We start from the raw sequence: 17,269 nt of genomic DNA on the forward strand, positions 1-17,269 counted from the left end.
GAAGGATGAAATGAACTATCCTCGTGTCGTTGTGGCAGATGGCACCATTGAAGCCATCAAGTGGTTTTCCCTGATCCTAATGGTTATCGATCACACCAACAAATATCTATATAAGGGAGCCATTCCTGTTTTATTCAACATAGGCCGCTTAGCAATGCCGCTATTTGTTTTAGTCCTTGCCTATAACCTTGCTAGGCCAAGGTCGTTCGAACGTGGTGTACATATCCGGATAATTAAGCGATTAGCGTTATGTGGATCGTTAGCAACACCAGCCTTCCTAGCGCTTGGTGGATTACTTGCTGGGTGGTGGCCACTAAATTTTATGTTTGCGTTATTGATTCTCACGCTCACCATTTATTTAATCGAGTACGAAACAGTCACTGGCTACCTCGCGGGTACAGTGGTGTTTTTGCTGGGCGGCTCAGTGGTCGAATATTGGTGGCCCGGTCTTGTGCTTGGATTATCTGCGTGGTGGTACTGTAAAACACCACGGCTTGCCCCAGTAATTATTGCAGTTATATCCATTCTGTCGTTACGTCTGATCAGCGGTAATTACTGGGCGCTGGCCGTGTTGCCGGTTGCATTGATGGCCTGTTTAGTGCGATTGCCAGTCCCCCGCATCCAATGGGCCTTCTATGCCTTTTACCCACTGCATCTTAGTGTCTTGTGGATCATATCCATGACAGACACGACATTCAGCAATTTATAAGGCGATATTTATGGCCAAAAAACGACTAGCAATCCTCGCATTAATTTGGGTGACTGCACCGTAAGGATTCGTGCGATTTTGGGCAATAGCGACCATGGTCATGCGCGAAAAACCAATTGTCCGTAGTTAGCTTCGAGAGCGCGATTTGGAGCCAATTGACTACGGCGTAAACCTTTCGTTATAACGAGTCGAGTGGCACAAGGGAGCTATACCTATCGGTGATAATGGGGTTTATCACCGGTCAGTATGTCCCGTCTCAAAGCCTGTCCTTGAGCCTCGCCAACAGGTTCATACGTTCATGCAGCACGGCCAAGATCACGGGCTTCCGGCTTTCGGGTGGATGCATGAAGAAAATATAGTGATGTTCACAACGACAAACCCGGACCTGGGGATACTTAGGGAAAAGCACCTTTGAGAATAGTCGCCCTTCCGCAATAGCCAGGAAGCGTTTGTTTAACAATTCTGCATAACGAAACGCTTGCTCACGCCCCCATGTGTCATCGGTATAGCGGGCAATAGCGGACAAATCCTGGATAGCCTCCGCCGTAAAATCAACGGGCAGGCTCATGAATCTGTCTTGGCCAGGGTTTCCTCAAAGATGGAATGAACGGACGCACTGACGACTTCGCCACGTTCGGCGGCTTCAATGCGGGGTTTTAAGAACGCTTCCAGTTCCTGCATGGCTTTTTCTTCATCGGCGGTCAGCGGCAACAAACGCTGCATGGCATATTCCTTGATGCTTTTACCCTGCAAGGCAGCCATTGCCTTAATGCTTTGATGCTGTTGATCGGTGATCTCTATCGTCAGGCGGCTCATGGTCCCATCCGTTCGGTGGCTTAAAATCACACTATGGCACAAAAATGTAAAAATGTTAATTTGTGTTTTTAGGCCCTGGTCGCTGCAAAGCCTGGTTCGAAAAGACCCGTTTTTCTAATAATAAACAAAGGCTTTTTAGACAACATGCAAACCCCATAAAAAAACCAAGAACTCGTGTGCTTACCCTATTAAGGGATGAGAGCTACTGATTTTGATGGGATCTCGAATCCTAATTCAAATCACAATAGGTAACGCCCATGTTGAATCAACCCGTTAACGCATCATCGCTTACGACCTGTCCCCGCTTGATAACCGCCGCCGGCGAGCGGGCGCATCGCCGCTTTCTGGAGTTTTTCGCGGCCAATATCCGCAACCCGCACACACGACGGGCCTATGGTCGCGCCGTCACGGAATTTCTCGATTGGTGCGAGGTGACGGCGAGTGTCGTCTCGATCATTGAGGTGCAGCCTTTGCATGTCGCCAGCTGGGTCGAGGGCAAAACTCGCCAGGTCTCTACCCCAACGGTGAAGCAACAGTTAGCCGCCGTCCGCCATTGTTTCGACTGGTTGGTGACCGGACAGATAGTGTCACTTAATCCCGCCGCCTCAGTGCGCGGTCCGGCGCATCGGGTACAAGTCGGCAAGACGCCAGTGCTGGATAGCGAAGACGCTCGCCGCCTGCTGAACAGCATCGACACCGGCACACTCGTCGGTCTGCGCGACCGGGCCCTGATCGCTTTGATGATCTATTCCTTCGCTCGCATCGGCGCGGCCTTGGGCATGAAGGTCGAGGACGTCTACACGCAAAATCGCCGTCTGTGGGTGCGGTTGCGGGAGAAAGGTGGCAAACGCCACGAAATGCCCTGCCACCATCACCTTGAAGATTATCTCATGGCCTATATCGATGGGGCCGGGCTAAGCGATGATCCCAAGGGATTATTATTTCGCAGTATGGGTCGCGGTACCGGTCGGATGAGCGTCTCATCCCTGGGGCAAGCCAATGCGCATGCAATGATTCAGCGTCGGGTAGCCGCCGCCGGCATCGCCACCAAGATTGGCTATCATAGTTTTCGGGCGACTGGCACCACCCAGCTCCGGCCGGAGCGATTTAGCCGGGTGGGTCTCTCACCCACTGGTAAAGCGCCGCCTTTGCACGGCGCACGCCATTATTCGACATTCAAGTATTTCAATGTATGGCGGCTACTAAAGCTAGATAGCTGCCTGTTAATTTGAGTTATAGATGTTTGATTGCAAGTCTTGGTACCATTTTGAGCGGATGATTTTAGAAACAAACGCTCTAATCACCCATGACAAAGTGTGCGACATTGATAAAAAGACACGAGGCTTGCTTCGTTTTTCCCTTTCCAGCAACGGATTCAGTCTGTCAATTATAAAACTCGCTTTGCTTGTCCAGATCAGCTTTTGAAGGAATCACCGGCATTTTTCGATATGCGTTTTCAAATACCGGGTCAGGCTGATGCGCGATGCAGATAATTCTTGATCAGGTAAATAAAGTGAGCTAAAGCAGGTCTTGGCATGAGGAAAATATAAAACTTATACCCGCATAGTTAGCAAAACTGGGTAGATCTTGTCGGTATATACTGACGTTATTAATTCCCCGCTGAAATAACTTTATAAATTCCTTTGAATATTTGGCAGAAATTCAATCATTCCTTGGCGGCTTTCGTCGTCCCCTTCCTTTTCTTATTAATGGCAAGTGGATTTGCGCAGGCTTTAACATCCGTTAATCAAGCTAGCGTCACCGCACAAAAACCCATTCCAACTATTCAGGTACAAAAAGATGTCTTGGTCGTGGGCAGCGAACAAGACTATCCGCCCTTCGCTATAGGCATGACCGATGCTACTGCCGGTGGCTTTACTGTCGATCTATGGGAAGCAGTGGCGGCAGAAGTCGGTTTGAAATATAGCCTCCATGTCAGACCTTTCTATCAGATCCTTCAAGAATTCAAGGAGGGTAAGGTCGATGTCTTGATTAACCTTGCTCAATCTGAAGAGCGTCATCAGTTTGCCGACTTTACAGTTCCTCATGTCATCGTTCACGGCGCAATCTTCGTACGCAAGGGCGAATCCCATATCGCCTCTGAAGATGATTTAGTTGGAAAATCCATTATCGTGCTTAAGGCTGACCTTGCGCATGACTATGCCGAGTCAAAAGGGTGGGAGAAACAGCTGATTCTGGTGGACACCTCTGCCGAAGGCATGCGTTTACTGGCTTCAGGTCAACATGATGCGATGCTACTCAGTAAGCTGGCCGGAATTCAGACACTGCAAGAGTTGGGGCTAACCAACATCGAGGCTCTTAAAGTCAAAGCAGGGTTTTCACAGAAGTTTTCATTTGCCGTAGCAAATGGGCAATCTGACTTGTTAAGCAAGATCAACGAGGGGCTCGCGCTCACCAAGTCCAATGGTATTTATAACGCGCTCTACGATAAATGGTTCGGTGTCTACGAGGTTAAAGAGGTCGGCCTGCGCGACTTACTGAAATACATCATACCGATGGTTTTAGTTTTCATGTGCATTGCGGGTTATTTCTTCTATCGGAGGCAAGTTGAGCGCAAAGAGGCGGAAAAAAAATATCGCGACCTTTATGACCATGCTCCCGACATGTTTTTATCGGTCGAAGCCCAGACTACAAATATCATTGATTGCAACCAGACTTTGTTGAATGTAACAGGTTACTGCAGAAAAGAGCTCGTTGGCAGATCTGTGTTCGAACTTTACCACCCTGATTGTGCAGGCATTGTCCGGTCAGGGTTCCAGAAATTCATGGATTTGAAAGAATTGCATAACCTGGAGTTGCAACTACGGCGGAAGGACGGCAGCATAGTCGAAGTAAGTTTGAATGCCTCGGCCGTATGCGACAAACACGGAATCATTTTGTACTCTCGCTCGGCTTTGCGTGACATTACTGAACGCAAGCAGTCTGAGGAAATGCTGCGCAATCTTTTTACCGCGGTCGAGCAAAGCCCCGCATCAGTGGTCATCACCGATCTGAATGCCTGTATACAGTATGTCAACTCCCGATTTACCAAAGTCACCGGCTATGACACCGCTGAAGCCATTGGACAAAATCCGCGCATTCTTCAGTCAGGTCAGACCCCCCAAGAACAGTATCTGGACTTGTGGAATACGCTATCGAAAGGCGATGCATGGCATGGCGAGCTGCTTAATAAGCGTAAAAATGGTGAACTTTATTGGGAAGAATCTCACATTGCGCCTGTCAAGAACTCAATGGGTGTAGTGACTCACTACGTCGCCGTAAAAACCGATATTACCAAACGCAAAGAGTTGGAAACGGCACTTGCTGAATCAAAAAATCTACTGATGACAGTGATTGATACAGCCCCGATACGGGTTTTCTGGAAGGATCTCAACTTACGCTATCTCGGCTGCAATATGGCGTTTGCTAAGGATGCAGGAATGAAGCACCCCATGGATGTGATCGGTAAGGACGATTATCAGATGGGATGGGCCGCACAGGCGGATCTGTATCGTGCTGATGACCGCGCCGTGATTGCGTCAGCTATCGCCAAGCTTTCTTATGATGAAACTCAGACGACGCCAGACGGTCAGTTAATTTGGCTACGAACCTCTAAGGTTCAACTCAGAAACCAGAACAACGAAGTGTTTGGGTTATTAGGTGTTTATGAGGAGATCACTGACCGTAAACACGCAGAAGAAAAACTCCAGTTGGCAGCTAGTGTTTTCACACATGCTCGCGAAGGCATTATGATCACCGCCGCTGATGGCACGATCATCGATGTTAACAATACATTTACCAGTATCACTGGTTACAGTCTGGATGAAGCCCTGGGCCGCAACCCGCGTATTCTCAGCTCAGGCGGGCAGGGGAAAGAGTTTTACGAGACCATGTGGAGCGATTTGCTTGAAAATGGGTATTGGTACGGAGAAGTCTGGAACCGGCGCAAGAATGGCGAAGTGTTCGCTGAAATGTTAACCATTAGCGCCGTGCGGGATGCCCAGGACATCCCGCAACACTATGTGGCGTTGTTTTCTGACATCACTTCAATTAAGGAGCATGAACAGCAACTAGAGCACATTGCTCACTACGACGTGCTAACCAGTCTGCCCAACCGGGTACTGCTGGCTGATCGCCTGAGCCAAGCCATGGCTCAGGCGCAACGCCGCAGTCAGCGACTTGCAGTGACTTTTCTCGACCTTGATGGCTTTAAAGCCATTAATGACAACCATGGGCATGAAGCCGGTGATCAGTTACTGATGACCGTGGCCGCCCGCATGAAGCAGGTCCTGCGCGAAGGTGATACCCTTGCGCGCCTAGGTGGCGACGAGTTCGTCGTCGTGTTGCTCGATTTGGCCGACATAGAAGCCAGCGGGCCAATACTTACACGTCTACTCACAGCAGCATCTCAACCGGTATATGCCGATGATCTTGTCCTTCAAGTCTCGGCCAGTCTCGGAGTTACCTTCTATCCACAGGCGGAAGACGTAGAGGCGGATCAACTGCTACGTCAAGCCGACCAGGCCATGTATCAAGCCAAGCTGGCTGGAAAAAACTGCTACCACGAATTCGACGCTATACAAGACAGCAGCATCCGTGGCCATCACGAAAGTCTGGAACGCATCCGGTATGCCCTGAGCACGCACGAGTTTGTATTATATTACCAGCCCAAGGTGAATATGCATACGGGGATAGTCATCGGTGCCGAGGCGCTGATTCGTTGGCAACACCCTGAAAAAGGCTTGCTATCGCCAGCTGAATTCCTGCCCGCGATAGAGGGTCATCCTTTGGCCATTGACATCGGTGAGTGGGTTATCGACACAGCCCTAGCTCAAATGGGGCTCTGGCATACCGCTGGATTTACTATTCCGGTGAGCGTCAATGTCGGTGCTTACCAATTGCAGCAAACAGACTTCATCGAACGCCTACGTACTTTGCTGATAGCTCATCCGAATATCAGTCCTGGCGATCTGGAGCTAGAGATATTGGAAACCAGCGCACTGGAAGATGTAATCAGAGTATCCCATGTTATCGAAGCTTGTCGGACAATAGGGGTAAGTTTTGCTCTTGACGATTTTGGCACAGGTTATTCTTCGTTAACCTACCTGAAACGCTTGCCGGTCACTCTACTCAAAATCGATCAGAGTTTCGTGCGCGATATGCTCGACGATCCAGATGATTTAGCTATTATTGAGGGCGTTGTAGGCTTGGCCAGGACTTTCCACCGCGAAGTTATAGCTGAAGGGGTAGAGACTATAGCGCACGGTAAAATGTTGCTGAAACTCGGCTGTAAACTAGCACAAGGCTATGGTATCGCTCGCCCCATGCCAGCAAATCAGTTACCTTGCTGGACAACTACTTGGCGGGCCGATCCATCCTGGCATGATGTGCCTTCGGTAAGTCGCAATGATTTACCTTTACTATTTGCCATTGTCGAACATCGTTATTGGATTGCCTCTATCGAAGCCTTCCTTAAGGGAGAGCTTGAAGTTCTGCCGCCACAGAATCAACATCATTGCCGCTTCGGTATATGGCTGGATGCCGAAAATTTAAAACGCCAAGAAGCACCGCCAGACCTCCAGGTTATTGAACAGCTGCACAGGCAGATACATACATTAGCAGGGGACTTACTGGATCTTAAGGCACGGGGCCAAAATCTAGCGGTACTTGATAGGCTAGGTGAACTCCATGACTTGAGCGATACTTTGCTTGAACAGTTGGAGACCTTGGTGGAGGCAACCCATTAGTAGAGAGAATCGTTGGACGATTAATGACTGTTTTGGTCGTTGATGGGTGACCGTAAGAGAGCATGCAAAACCAGGGAGGCCGTTAACTCCTCTTCAACCTGTTAGCCCTTTTTTCGCTAACAATTGCTATACCCCCTGGCTTCAACTACTTTTCATATATTGTTCAGATCAATCTGTCATCCATGAAAAAGTCGATTACCCATTTATTCATTTCTTCCCTGCTGATTATCAGCAGCGTCATAGCCATTGCAGAAGCCTTAGTCATGCAGTTGCTAGAAGTCTTGCCACAATGGGGAATTGCATTAACACCACTGCTGGAAATAACACTCAATACAACCTTACTATCTGTGTTGGTTTCCCCGCTCATTTGGAGCCTATCATTACGTCCGCTGGCAAGAAAAATCAGCGACCAACACATACGTAATGAACAGCAAATCCAATACAATCAACAATTGCTGAGGGCTTTGGATATTCATGCTCTGGTTAGCATAACCGATATCAATGGCTGCATTACCCATGTCAATCGCCAGTTCTGTGACGTGTCCGGCTACAATGAAAACGAACTTCTAGGCCAGGATCACCGCATCATCAACTCGGGCTATCATGACAAAGCTTTTATCCGCGACCTATGGCACTGCATTAGCCATGGACAACCCTGGCAAGCCGAAGTCTGCAACCGTAACAAACAAGGCCAATTTTATTGGGTCGACACCAGCATCGTGCCTTTGCTGGGCGATGATAATAAGCCTTCACAATACATTTCGATTGCGCAGGACATCAGTAAAACTAAAGATCATCAAAATAGTCTGTTAATCCTAAAACGAGCATTGGATGCCAGTAGCGAAATGATACTTATCACCGATGATCATGGCTGCATTCAGTATGTAAACCCTTCTTTATGCCACTTTACCGGCTGGAAAGCGGAAGCCATTTTAGGTAAAACGCCGACACTTTTCGACAGTCCTCATGCCGACCCGGACACCTTGCGCCAAATGCAGCAGCATTTACGCCAAGGTGATGCCTGGAACGGTCGTTTGCTCAGCAGACGTCATGGTCCGGCACCGTTTAATATTGCGGGACAAACCACCCCACCCGACCAGAGGGATTACTGGGCCGAAATCAGTATTACCAGTATTCGCAATGATGCCGGGGCATTACTCGGTTATGTGCAAATTCAGCGCGACATTAGTGATCAGGTGAATAAAGAACAATCGCTACGCATGGAAAATGCCGACACTAAAGCCCGGCTGGCTATTTCCGAGACCTTGCAACAATCGCTTCCGCTCCAACAACGTATCACGCGGGTTTTGGATATTCTGTTTAATCTAAAAGAATTTGATTTGCAGCGTAAAGGCGGTGTTTTTTTAAAAGACCCCGAGCAGGATTTTCTGGACATGTTTGTGTTGCATGGCCAGTTCAGCGAGGAATTCATTCGCCGGGAACAACACATTCCTTTCGGCGCCTGTTTATGTGGTCGAGCGGCTATCGCCCAGGAAATGATCATCTCCGACGATTGTTTTTGCGACCCACGGCATGATCATGTCTTCGAAGATATGCAGTCACATGGTCATTACATCGTGCCGATTATGTCAGCGGGCGCCACCCTGGGTATTTTATTTTTATATACCGACCCTTACCCTGTCAAAATTGAATCACGCTTAACCATGCTGCAACAAGTCGGCGATATGCTGGCACTGGCACTGTTGCAGGAACAAGCCAAAAAGTCGTTGGAAACGGCTCGTGATATCGCCGAGCAAGCCACTAAAACCAAAGCTGAATTTTTGGCCAATATGAGTCATGAGATTCGCACGCCCATGAACGGTGTTTTGGGTATGCTGGACATTATGAAAGATACCCCGATGAGCCGTGAACAACAGGATTTGATCACGACGGCCAGCCATTCGGCCGAATCTTTGTTAATCATCATCAATGACATTTTAGACTTCTCAAAACTGGAAGCCGGCAAAATTGAGCTAGAGCATATCGAATTTAACCTGCCTATGCTGGTCGAGGAAGTGTGCGCATTGTTGTCGGCTCGCGCCCATGAAAAAGGCTTAGAACTCAATTGTTTTTTGCCGCCTAGTTTGCCGCAGCGCTGGCTGGGAGACCCTAACCGCATCCGCCAGGTTTTGAGCAATTTGATAGGCAATGCGGTCAAATTTACTGATCAGGGTGAAGTGTCCGTCAATCTGTTGCCACAGGCCGTTAACACTAAAGAAACAACTGTGCGTTTTGAGGTTAAGGATACCGGTATCGGTCTGAGCCCGGAAGGTCAGGCCCGTTTGTTTCAACCATTTTCTCAAGCCGACAGCTCCACCGCCCGCCGATTCGGTGGCACGGGTCTGGGCTTATCCATTAGCAAAAATCTAGTCCATATTATGCAGGGTACCATCGGCGTGGAAAGCGCGATCGGTCAAGGCGCCTGCTTTTGGTTTAATCTGCCATTGGAAATTGCCAAACATACGGATGTTGAGCAGCTGCAGGCTCTTGTTGGCAAACGCGCCTTGATCGTGGATGACAATGCGACCAACCGTAAAATTTTGCATCACTACCTGGACCATTGGGGCATGCTCGTCAGCGAAACGGATAATGCTTTAACCGCTTTGCAGACACTGGAAGCGGCCAGCAACAATAATCAAGCGTTTGATGTATTGCTGACCGACCTGCATATGCCCAATATGGACGGCTGTGCGTTGGCACAAGCGATAACTGCTAACCCAACTATTGCAGACACCCCTCGCTTATTGCTTAGCTCAGGCGGATTGAGCTTTGAAGCCGATCAAATGGCATTGGGTTTTGCGCAGATCTTGTTAAAGCCGGTTCGGCAAATGCAATTATTTGATGCCATAATCAGTGCCTTGCAATCGTCTGAAAACAAAACGCACAGACCTGAAGTTGTACCCGATCAACAAGCCCTGCCCGATTACAATAGCCTACGTCTATTGGTGGTTGAAGATAACATTATCAATCAAAAAGTCATCATGGCCATGCTCGGCAAGTTTAACTGTAGTGCCGATTTGGCAGAGAATGGACAACAAGCACTGGATAAACTTGCCCAACAAACCTATGACTTGGTATTGATGGATTGCCAAATGCCCATCCTGGATGGCTACTCAGCGGTGCGCATATTGCGTGGACAGGAATTAACAAACAATAGCCTACGCACACCCGTAGTCGCTTTAACCGCACATGTTTCCCAGGAAGAGCGCGAAAAATGTCTGTCGGCCGGCATGGATGACTTTCTCAGCAAACCCATAGCCCGATCAGAACTGGCAAAAATGCTCGCGCACTGGTTGGGAGATGCCACGCATTGTAAAATGACAGCAAAACAAACAAAAGACACGCATAACGATCATAACCCGCATTCCATATGGAATGAAGCTGCTGCCTTGAAGTACTTGGATGATGACTATGAATTACTCCGTGATATGATCGACCTATTCTTGCAAGAGATTCCAGCCAGACTACAGGTACTTCAAGATGCCTTAATTAACCACGACCTGACGGCTTTAGCCGATGTGGCCCATGCTATCAAAGGTATGGCCGGGCATTTTTGTGCTGAACAGTTAGTCCATTCTGCAACTCTACTTGAGCACCAGGCGCGCCAAGGTGAATCAACCGACTTTCAAAACCTCGCTCAAAATGTAGCCGACTCTGCTGCCGGCTTGATCAGTGCCTTAGAACAAAAGCAAGGACCCCTGAAATGAGCACTGAATTCAATTTTCATGCGCTAAAGTCTGCCGAGCGCTTACCTTCTCCCTCTGGCACAGCCTTGACCATTATGAATCTGGTGCAAAAAGATGACACCAGCGTAAAGCAATTGGCTGAGGCGGTCAAAGTGGATCCTGCCCTTACTTCGCGTATTCTTAACTTTGCCAATTCTGCGGCTTTTGGCGCACATCGACCGATTGCCAACGTCAATGAGGCGGTGCAAATGATGGGGATGCAGGCAGTACGCAATTTTGCCCTCAGCCTGTCTTTAGTCAGTAATAATCGCAAAGGCCACTGCGCGGATTTTGATTACAACACCTTTTGGATGAAATCGCTGGCCATGGCAGTGGCGATTGCCGCACTTACTGCGCGCGAGCGGACTGCAGCACCTGAAGAAGCCTTTACGCTGGGGTTGTTATCGGAAATAGGCCAACTCGCGTTAGCCACTGTCTGGCCGGATATTTTTGGCGAATGTCTGCGTTCCGCGCAAGGCGATACGTTAATTAAGCTGGAATGCGAACGATTTGCTATCGATCACAAAGCACTGACACTGATGCTGATGCAGGACTGGGGTTTACCCGGCTTGTTTTTGGACGCACTAAAACTGAGTTTTCAGCCACCACAGGCCGAAGTCACGCGTACAGTGCGTTTTGCCAGTCAGTTAGCCTTTGCTAGGCAGTTGAGTCACTATTGTGTTGCGGATGATCAATATCGTGCAGCCTTATTAGCCGATGTACAAAAAGAAGCGATCCCGCACAATTTCACAGACGAGACCTTAAGCCAATTTATTGATCAAATCAACCAGCAATGGCAGGATTGGGGCAAGCTGATCAACATTAAAACAGACACACGCCTTGCATTCCCAACGACTCAAGCCGAGCAATCTGATGTATTACCGGGTCTGGATATATTGTTGGTCGATGACGATCCGCTGATACTCGTCCGTTTATCCAAACAATTAACCCATGCCGGCCATCACGTCGCAGTATGCCCTGATGGCGAAGCCGCATTAAAACACGTACTTGAAAACAAACCGCAGATAATCATTACCGATTGGCGCATGCAACCGATGGATGGGTTAGCGCTATGCAGAACCTTGCGCAGTTCTGCTATCGGCAAAAATCTTTACATCATCATGCTGACGGCAGCCGAAACCGAAGATGAACTGGTAGAAGCGTTTGACGTCGGCATAGACGACTATGTCACCAAACCCGTTAATCTAAAAATATTATTGGCGCGGATTCGTGCCGGGCAGCGTATCACCACACTGCAACAAGAAGTGGAAAGGGAAAAACAAGACATTCAACGCACCAACGCCGAATTAGCGGTGGCCAATCGTAAGCTGGGCATTATGGCCAACACTGACCTTCTTACCGACCTGCCTAACCGCCGCTATGCGTTGGCTCGTCTGGCGCAGGAATGGGAGTCGGCACAGCGCTACAACCGACCTATCAGCGTCCTGATGCTGGACTTGGATCATTTTAAGTTGGTCAACGATACCTTAGGACATGATGCCGGTGACGAAGTTCTGTCCCATACCGCCAAGCTGCTGAAAGCGGCATCCAGAGCGACTGATATCGCCTGCCGCTTGGGTGGCGAGGAATTTTTGATTATCGCTACGAATACCGACGGCAAAACCGCTGTTTTGCTGGCAGAACGCATTCGCATAGCCATCCAAACACATCAGCCAAATGGCCTTGCGTTAAAGAGACCTATCACGGTCAGCATTGGTGTGGCAGGTTCCATAGGCAATCAACCCGGCTGGAATGAGTTAATCAAACAGGCCGATAGGGCTTTATACGTCGTCAAGGCGGGTCGTCGTAACGCTACGCAGCTGGCATCTGAGTTGTAAACGTGATCTGATTAAAATCTGCTCCAGAACAGTCTTGGTTGACTTCGGAAGTGCGATTTTTTAATCAATTGGGAGAGCATTGGTACAACAGCGAAGTGATAATGCCGGCAAATTGGTCGGATAGCGACCACATAGCTGCAAAAACCACCATCTTCGACCGCCTAGTATTATTTATATAACCCGCAAATTAAGCTTTTCTCGCTTTAGCCAATACCCTATAAACCGTAGCGTCACCCACACCCGTCCTTACCCTTAGCCTATTGAAGCGCCCATTCTATTCAAATCATCTTGGGCTAATAAATAAGCATAACCATCATCTGCCGATAACGGTTTACTAAAGTAATAACCTTGCACAAAGTTACATTGTAATTTTCGTAAAAATTCCAGCTGTGCCAAGGTTTCAACGCCTTCAGCAACCACTTCGAGTTTTAGTTGTTGAGCCATGACGGTAATAGCGGCAACAATCGCTTTATCACTAGGGTCGGTTGTAATGTCGTTGACAAAAGATTTGTCAATTTTGAGTATGTCGATGGGAAAACGTTTAAGGTAACTGAGCGATGAATAGCCGGTGCCGAAATCATCAATCGATAAACGTATGCCTATGTTTTTGAGTGCATTGAGAATCTCCATCGTCGTATCAAGGTGCTGCATCAGTATGCTCTCAGTGATCTCCAGCTCGAGTAACTCAGGCGGTAAATCTGATTCATCCAGTGCATTCAGAACGTCGTCTAAAAGCGGATGTTGGCTTTGTTGTTGACTTTGAATTTGATGAAATTGACGACTCGACATATTCACTGCAACGCGAATAGGAAACCCGTTTTGCTGCCAAAATTTGGCTTGTTTACATGCCGTTTTCAATACCCAGGCGCCAATCGGTACGATTAAACCGGTGTCTTCTGCAAGCGGAATAAAATCTGCCGGATTAACCAAACCTAATTTGGGATTCATCCAGCGGATCAAAGCCTCCATTCCTATGATTCTCCCAGTTTTAACATCGACTTGGGGTTGATAGTGCAGCACGAATTCATTCTGCTCCAAAGCTCGCCGCAAATATTTTTCAAGTTTTATATACTGTTGTGCCGAACGGTTCATTTCCGGCGTAAAGAATTGATAGTTGTTTTTCCCCAATTTTTTAGCGTAATACATAGCGCCATCGGCATTAGACAAAAGTCCCTCCATGTTTTTGGAATTGTGAGGATAAATACTGATGCCGATACTGACGCTTGCATAAACTTCATGCTGACCAATATCAAACGGGGAGTTCAACAATTCCAGTATTTTATTCGCCACCTTAGCGGCATCCTGAGTATCCGATAGATCGGGTAGTAACACGATAAACTCATCGCCGCCCAAACGCGCGACGGTGTCTCCCTCGCGTAAACAATCCGATATTTGCTGAGCGACACTTTTCAACAACTCATCACCGCAAGTGTGACCGATGGTATCGTTAACCACTTTGAAATTATCCAGATCAAGAAACAGGACCCCGACCATACGCTGTTTACGTTGGGCCTGAGAAATGGCTTGATCCATTCTGTCTTTTAGCAGGGTTCTATTGGGAAGATCAGTCAGCGCGTCGAAATGCGCCATATAATCCAAGGATTGGCGAGCTTGTTTGACTTCTTCAATTTCACGGGCATTGTCCAACACCAATGATAGGGAGTGTGCAAAACTGAAGGCTAAGTCTTCGTCCTGTTTGCTGAATAGCTCGCCGTTCTCCTTATCGCTGAGGTAGATACGCCCATATACTCGATCATGATAGGCAATAGGCACCGCCAACAACGTTTTCATAGGCGGATGATGTTCAGGAAAGCCGACGCTTTGCGGATGTGAGCTCATGTCATCAAGCCTGAGCGAAACATTGTTCTGAATGACGACGCCTAAAAGCCCTTTTCCTTGCGGAAATTGTCCGATACGTTCTGCTAGTTCGGCATTAATGCCGGTATAAACGAAATGGTTAAGTTCGCCTGACGCATCCAGAATACCAATGGCGCCATACCGCGCTTCCAATAACTCGGCAAGCGATTCAATGCCGATTTGTAGAAGATCATTTTGAATAGACGTATGTGCCAATACCGTTAGCAAACTACGTGAGGCTTCATGTAGTTTGGCAAGTTTCTCTGACCAGGAAACAATCTGCTCATGTTCCTCCGCTAGTCTTTTATTTAATATGCGTGTTTGCTTTAGTAAGGTCCGCTCCCGCTGTAGCAATACGTTCAGAATACTTTGCCGAGTTACGACGCCTACAAATGACTGCTGCTCAAGCACTGGTAATGCATCCAGGTCGTGCTGGTCCATGGTTCTCAGCGCCCGATCCACACTCATATCCAGAGATACGCATTTACTTTCTCGGTGCTCAGTTAAATCAGCGAAAATCCAGCTAGGGTGCTGCATGACGTCTTGCGCAGTTGCTAGTCCGCAAAAAATACCATTATCAACGGATTCCCTGAATACAGCATACAATGGCTGGTTTGATACAGTCCCAGGACGCTCTTCTTCCAACACACGACTTATCTGTGGCAGTAAGCAGTCTCGAACAATCAACCGATCCATTACATGCCCTCAGACAGAAACACCTTAATATTTAATTCAGCGTGCATAATCTCATCGGCTCCCATCATTGGTTTTACATGTGTCAAAACAAAATCGATCAAGCCGTCTCTGGAGACTCGTTTCAATAAATGCTGACGAACTAAAATATCCGAAATGACATCATCTTCAATTTCGATATGTGCATATGTTGCTGTGATCAAAAGCTCTATGGCTCTGCGCATGGCTATGCAACCGATGGGTGCCTGTTTCCCTAAAACCAACATGTCCTTTAATGGCGGGATGGCATATTCACCGACTTGGGCACTAATGTGGGTTTTTCTGTCGATTGTCATAAAGTCAGGAATGGGGGTTTGATGTTTAAGCTATGTTAAAGACGTTAGAATGCGCCGATAATCTGTCTGCTAGAGAGGCGAATACTCTCAAACAGCAGAGGGTTAGCCGTTTACTGCATCTTTCAGGCCTTTGCCCGCTTTAAACGACGGAACTTTTGCTGCCGCAATCGTAATGGCCTGACCCGTTTGCGGGTTGCGGCCTGTTCGTTCTGCGCGTTGCTTGACCTCAAAGTTGCCAAAACCAACCAAAGTAACTGTATCATCTGCTTTTAAAGCGGTTTCTAGGGTGTTCATTATGGCCTCTAAGCCACGCCCTGCGTCTGCTTTGCTCAAATTTGCGTGTTCAGCGATAGCCGTAATCAGTTCTGACTTGTTCATGCAGAGATACTCCTTAAATTAATGGTTAGGTTAAATGCGTGTAATGGATTAACTTGATTCAGATTCATTATAATAGTTGAAAATCGCCTTCATGATCTAACATGCCTCCCTTCATAAGTTTGTTTTTCATCAATATCCACTCCAGTAGTTCTGCTATTTCCGCACTGCTACGCTCCTTGGCTGTAAAATTATCGGGAATCTGAGTTGAATGAGTGTTGAGGTTTGCCAGCCCGCAGCAAGCGGCGCAGGAATGGATTAAGGATACAATTTGCAGAAGCCAAAGCGAACAATGCCCGTGGCGTGCTGATAATTTTCCCAAGCCAATCCTAATTTTGAATTGGCCCAAGGCAGTATTGGGCGTAAAGGCTTCGATGAAATTCTGGTCTATATGGAACGGGAAGCCAACGGTATTCGGGCACGGGGATTCTCACAATGTGGGGTATTATAAAAACCTTGCCAAGCCTAACAGTTCAGGATTGATGCCGGCTCTTTGTTTGTTGGTATATTCGGCCAGCACGGCATCTTTAGTGGATTCCAATACACAGTCGAGTCGGCGCAGTACGGTGAATGGCAAGATAACCTTGCCATAATCTGATTGTCTAATCGCCGCGTAGCAGGTCAGTGACTGACCAGATGAAGGCGGAGAGAGGGATGAAATGGTTTGTTAAAGTAAGAGAATTTTATGGCAGTAATAGTAGAAGGCAAAGCCTGAAAGAAGGCCAGCGCGTGACCCTGGCAGTGACCTCTGGGCCCAAAGGACCACAAGCTGAGAACGTGACCCCTGTATAGTCGTCGAATCAGTGGCTCGCAAAGCGTAAAACCAGATCCGACTTAAGCACTTGTTTTTATTATAAATTACGGCGTTAAATTTCTATGTTTTAACATAACCCGTGTTATGCGAAGTTATGCTGTTAATGCAATATAGTAATGTCCTGTTTTAGCAACGTTGAAATATCCTAACCATGTCGCTCCCTAAAGTCGGCCTCAAAAATGTACGAAAACGGTGTCGCTATGCCTGTTTTGTTGCCAACATTTGGCCTTTGAGAAGCGATTAGATTTCTGTCTCTTTGCTGTCGATAATGTCATCAATTGACTGATCACTGATGCCGCTTTCCAAGCCTTCCCTGAGGGCCTCTTGAACCATTTTTAACTGTTCTTCGTAACGTAACGT

12 protein-coding genes are annotated in these 17,269 nt (G+C 47.8%); 6 read left to right on the top strand and 6 right to left on the bottom strand.

What is annotated here, in order from left to right:
- Positions 1–10: 10 nt before the first annotated feature.
- Positions 11–709, top strand: a complete 699-nt coding sequence (locus tag A1359_RS07295) for a TraX family protein (protein WP_066980267.1) — start codon at positions 11–13, stop codon at positions 707–709.
- A 256-nt stretch (positions 710–965) separates the two neighbouring features.
- On the opposite strand, the gene A1359_RS07300 is transcribed toward A1359_RS07295, so the two are convergent.
- Both A1359_RS07300 and A1359_RS07305 read right to left on the bottom strand, forming a co-directional pair.
- Positions 966–1,277 carry a type II toxin-antitoxin system RelE/ParE family toxin gene (locus A1359_RS07300; RefSeq protein WP_066980270.1) on the bottom strand — a complete coding sequence of 104 codons (312 nt, stop codon included), beginning with the start codon at positions 1,275–1,277 and terminating at the stop codon, positions 966–968.
- Positions 1,274–1,525 carry an antitoxin gene (locus A1359_RS07305; protein WP_066980273.1) on the bottom strand — a complete coding sequence of 84 codons (252 nt, stop codon included), beginning with the start codon at positions 1,523–1,525 and terminating at the stop codon, positions 1,274–1,276. Before A1359_RS07305 ends, A1359_RS07300 begins: the two co-directional genes overlap by 4 nt.
- Before the next feature lie 257 nt (positions 1,526–1,782).
- Between A1359_RS07305 and A1359_RS07310 the strand changes: the two genes are divergently transcribed.
- From A1359_RS07310 to A1359_RS07325, 4 genes are all read left to right on the top strand, one after another.
- The gene (locus tag A1359_RS07310; protein ID WP_066980276.1) at positions 1,783–2,757 is read left to right on the top strand and encodes a tyrosine-type recombinase/integrase; all 975 of its coding nucleotides are present in this window, start codon (positions 1,783–1,785) and stop codon (positions 2,755–2,757) included.
- 411 nt (positions 2,758–3,168) lie between these two features.
- Positions 3,169–7,272, top strand: coding sequence for a PAS domain S-box protein (locus tag A1359_RS21840; RefSeq protein WP_157200498.1), 4,104 nt, complete (start codon positions 3,169–3,171; stop codon positions 7,270–7,272).
- Positions 7,273–7,454: 182 nt separating this feature from the next.
- Positions 7,455–10,979, top strand: coding sequence for a response regulator (locus A1359_RS07320; RefSeq protein WP_066980279.1), 3,525 nt, complete (start codon positions 7,455–7,457; stop codon positions 10,977–10,979).
- On the top strand, positions 10,976–12,835 hold the full coding sequence (locus A1359_RS07325; protein WP_066980282.1) for a diguanylate cyclase: 1,860 nt from the start codon (positions 10,976–10,978) through the stop codon (positions 12,833–12,835). Before A1359_RS07320 ends, A1359_RS07325 begins: the two co-directional genes overlap by 4 nt.
- Before the next feature lie 252 nt (positions 12,836–13,087).
- Here A1359_RS07325 and A1359_RS07330 read toward each other — a convergent pair whose 3' ends face one another.
- The 4 genes from A1359_RS07330 to A1359_RS23780 form a co-directional block, all read right to left on the bottom strand.
- Positions 13,088–15,388, bottom strand: coding sequence for an EAL domain-containing protein (locus tag A1359_RS07330; RefSeq protein ID WP_066980285.1), 2,301 nt, complete (start codon positions 15,386–15,388; stop codon positions 13,088–13,090).
- Positions 15,388–15,720 carry a hypothetical protein gene (locus tag A1359_RS07335; RefSeq protein WP_066980289.1) on the bottom strand — a complete coding sequence of 111 codons (333 nt, stop codon included), beginning with the start codon at positions 15,718–15,720 and terminating at the stop codon, positions 15,388–15,390. Before A1359_RS07335 ends, A1359_RS07330 begins: the two co-directional genes overlap by 1 nt.
- 102 nt (positions 15,721–15,822) lie before the next feature.
- Entirely contained in the window at positions 15,823–16,098 is a 276-nt protein-coding gene (locus A1359_RS07340; protein WP_066980292.1) for an HU family DNA-binding protein, read from the bottom strand.
- 442 nt (positions 16,099–16,540) lie between these two features.
- Positions 16,541–16,756 (bottom strand): type I restriction-modification system subunit M N-terminal domain-containing protein, encoded by a 216-nt coding sequence (locus tag A1359_RS23780; RefSeq protein ID WP_332310072.1) that lies wholly within the window; start codon positions 16,754–16,756, stop codon positions 16,541–16,543.
- On the opposite strand from A1359_RS23780, the gene A1359_RS21850 reads away from it, so the two are divergent.
- Positions 16,750–16,887 (top strand): cold shock domain-containing protein, encoded by a 138-nt coding sequence (locus A1359_RS21850; RefSeq protein ID WP_232322152.1) that lies wholly within the window; start codon positions 16,750–16,752, stop codon positions 16,885–16,887. The two genes, A1359_RS23780 and A1359_RS21850, sit on opposite strands and share 7 nt — an antisense overlap.
- Positions 16,888–17,269: the final 382 nt, after the last annotated feature.

The organism is Methylomonas lenta, from assembly GCF_001644015.1.
Classification (GTDB): domain Bacteria; phylum Pseudomonadota; class Gammaproteobacteria; order Methylococcales; family Methylomonadaceae; genus Methylomonas; species Methylomonas lenta.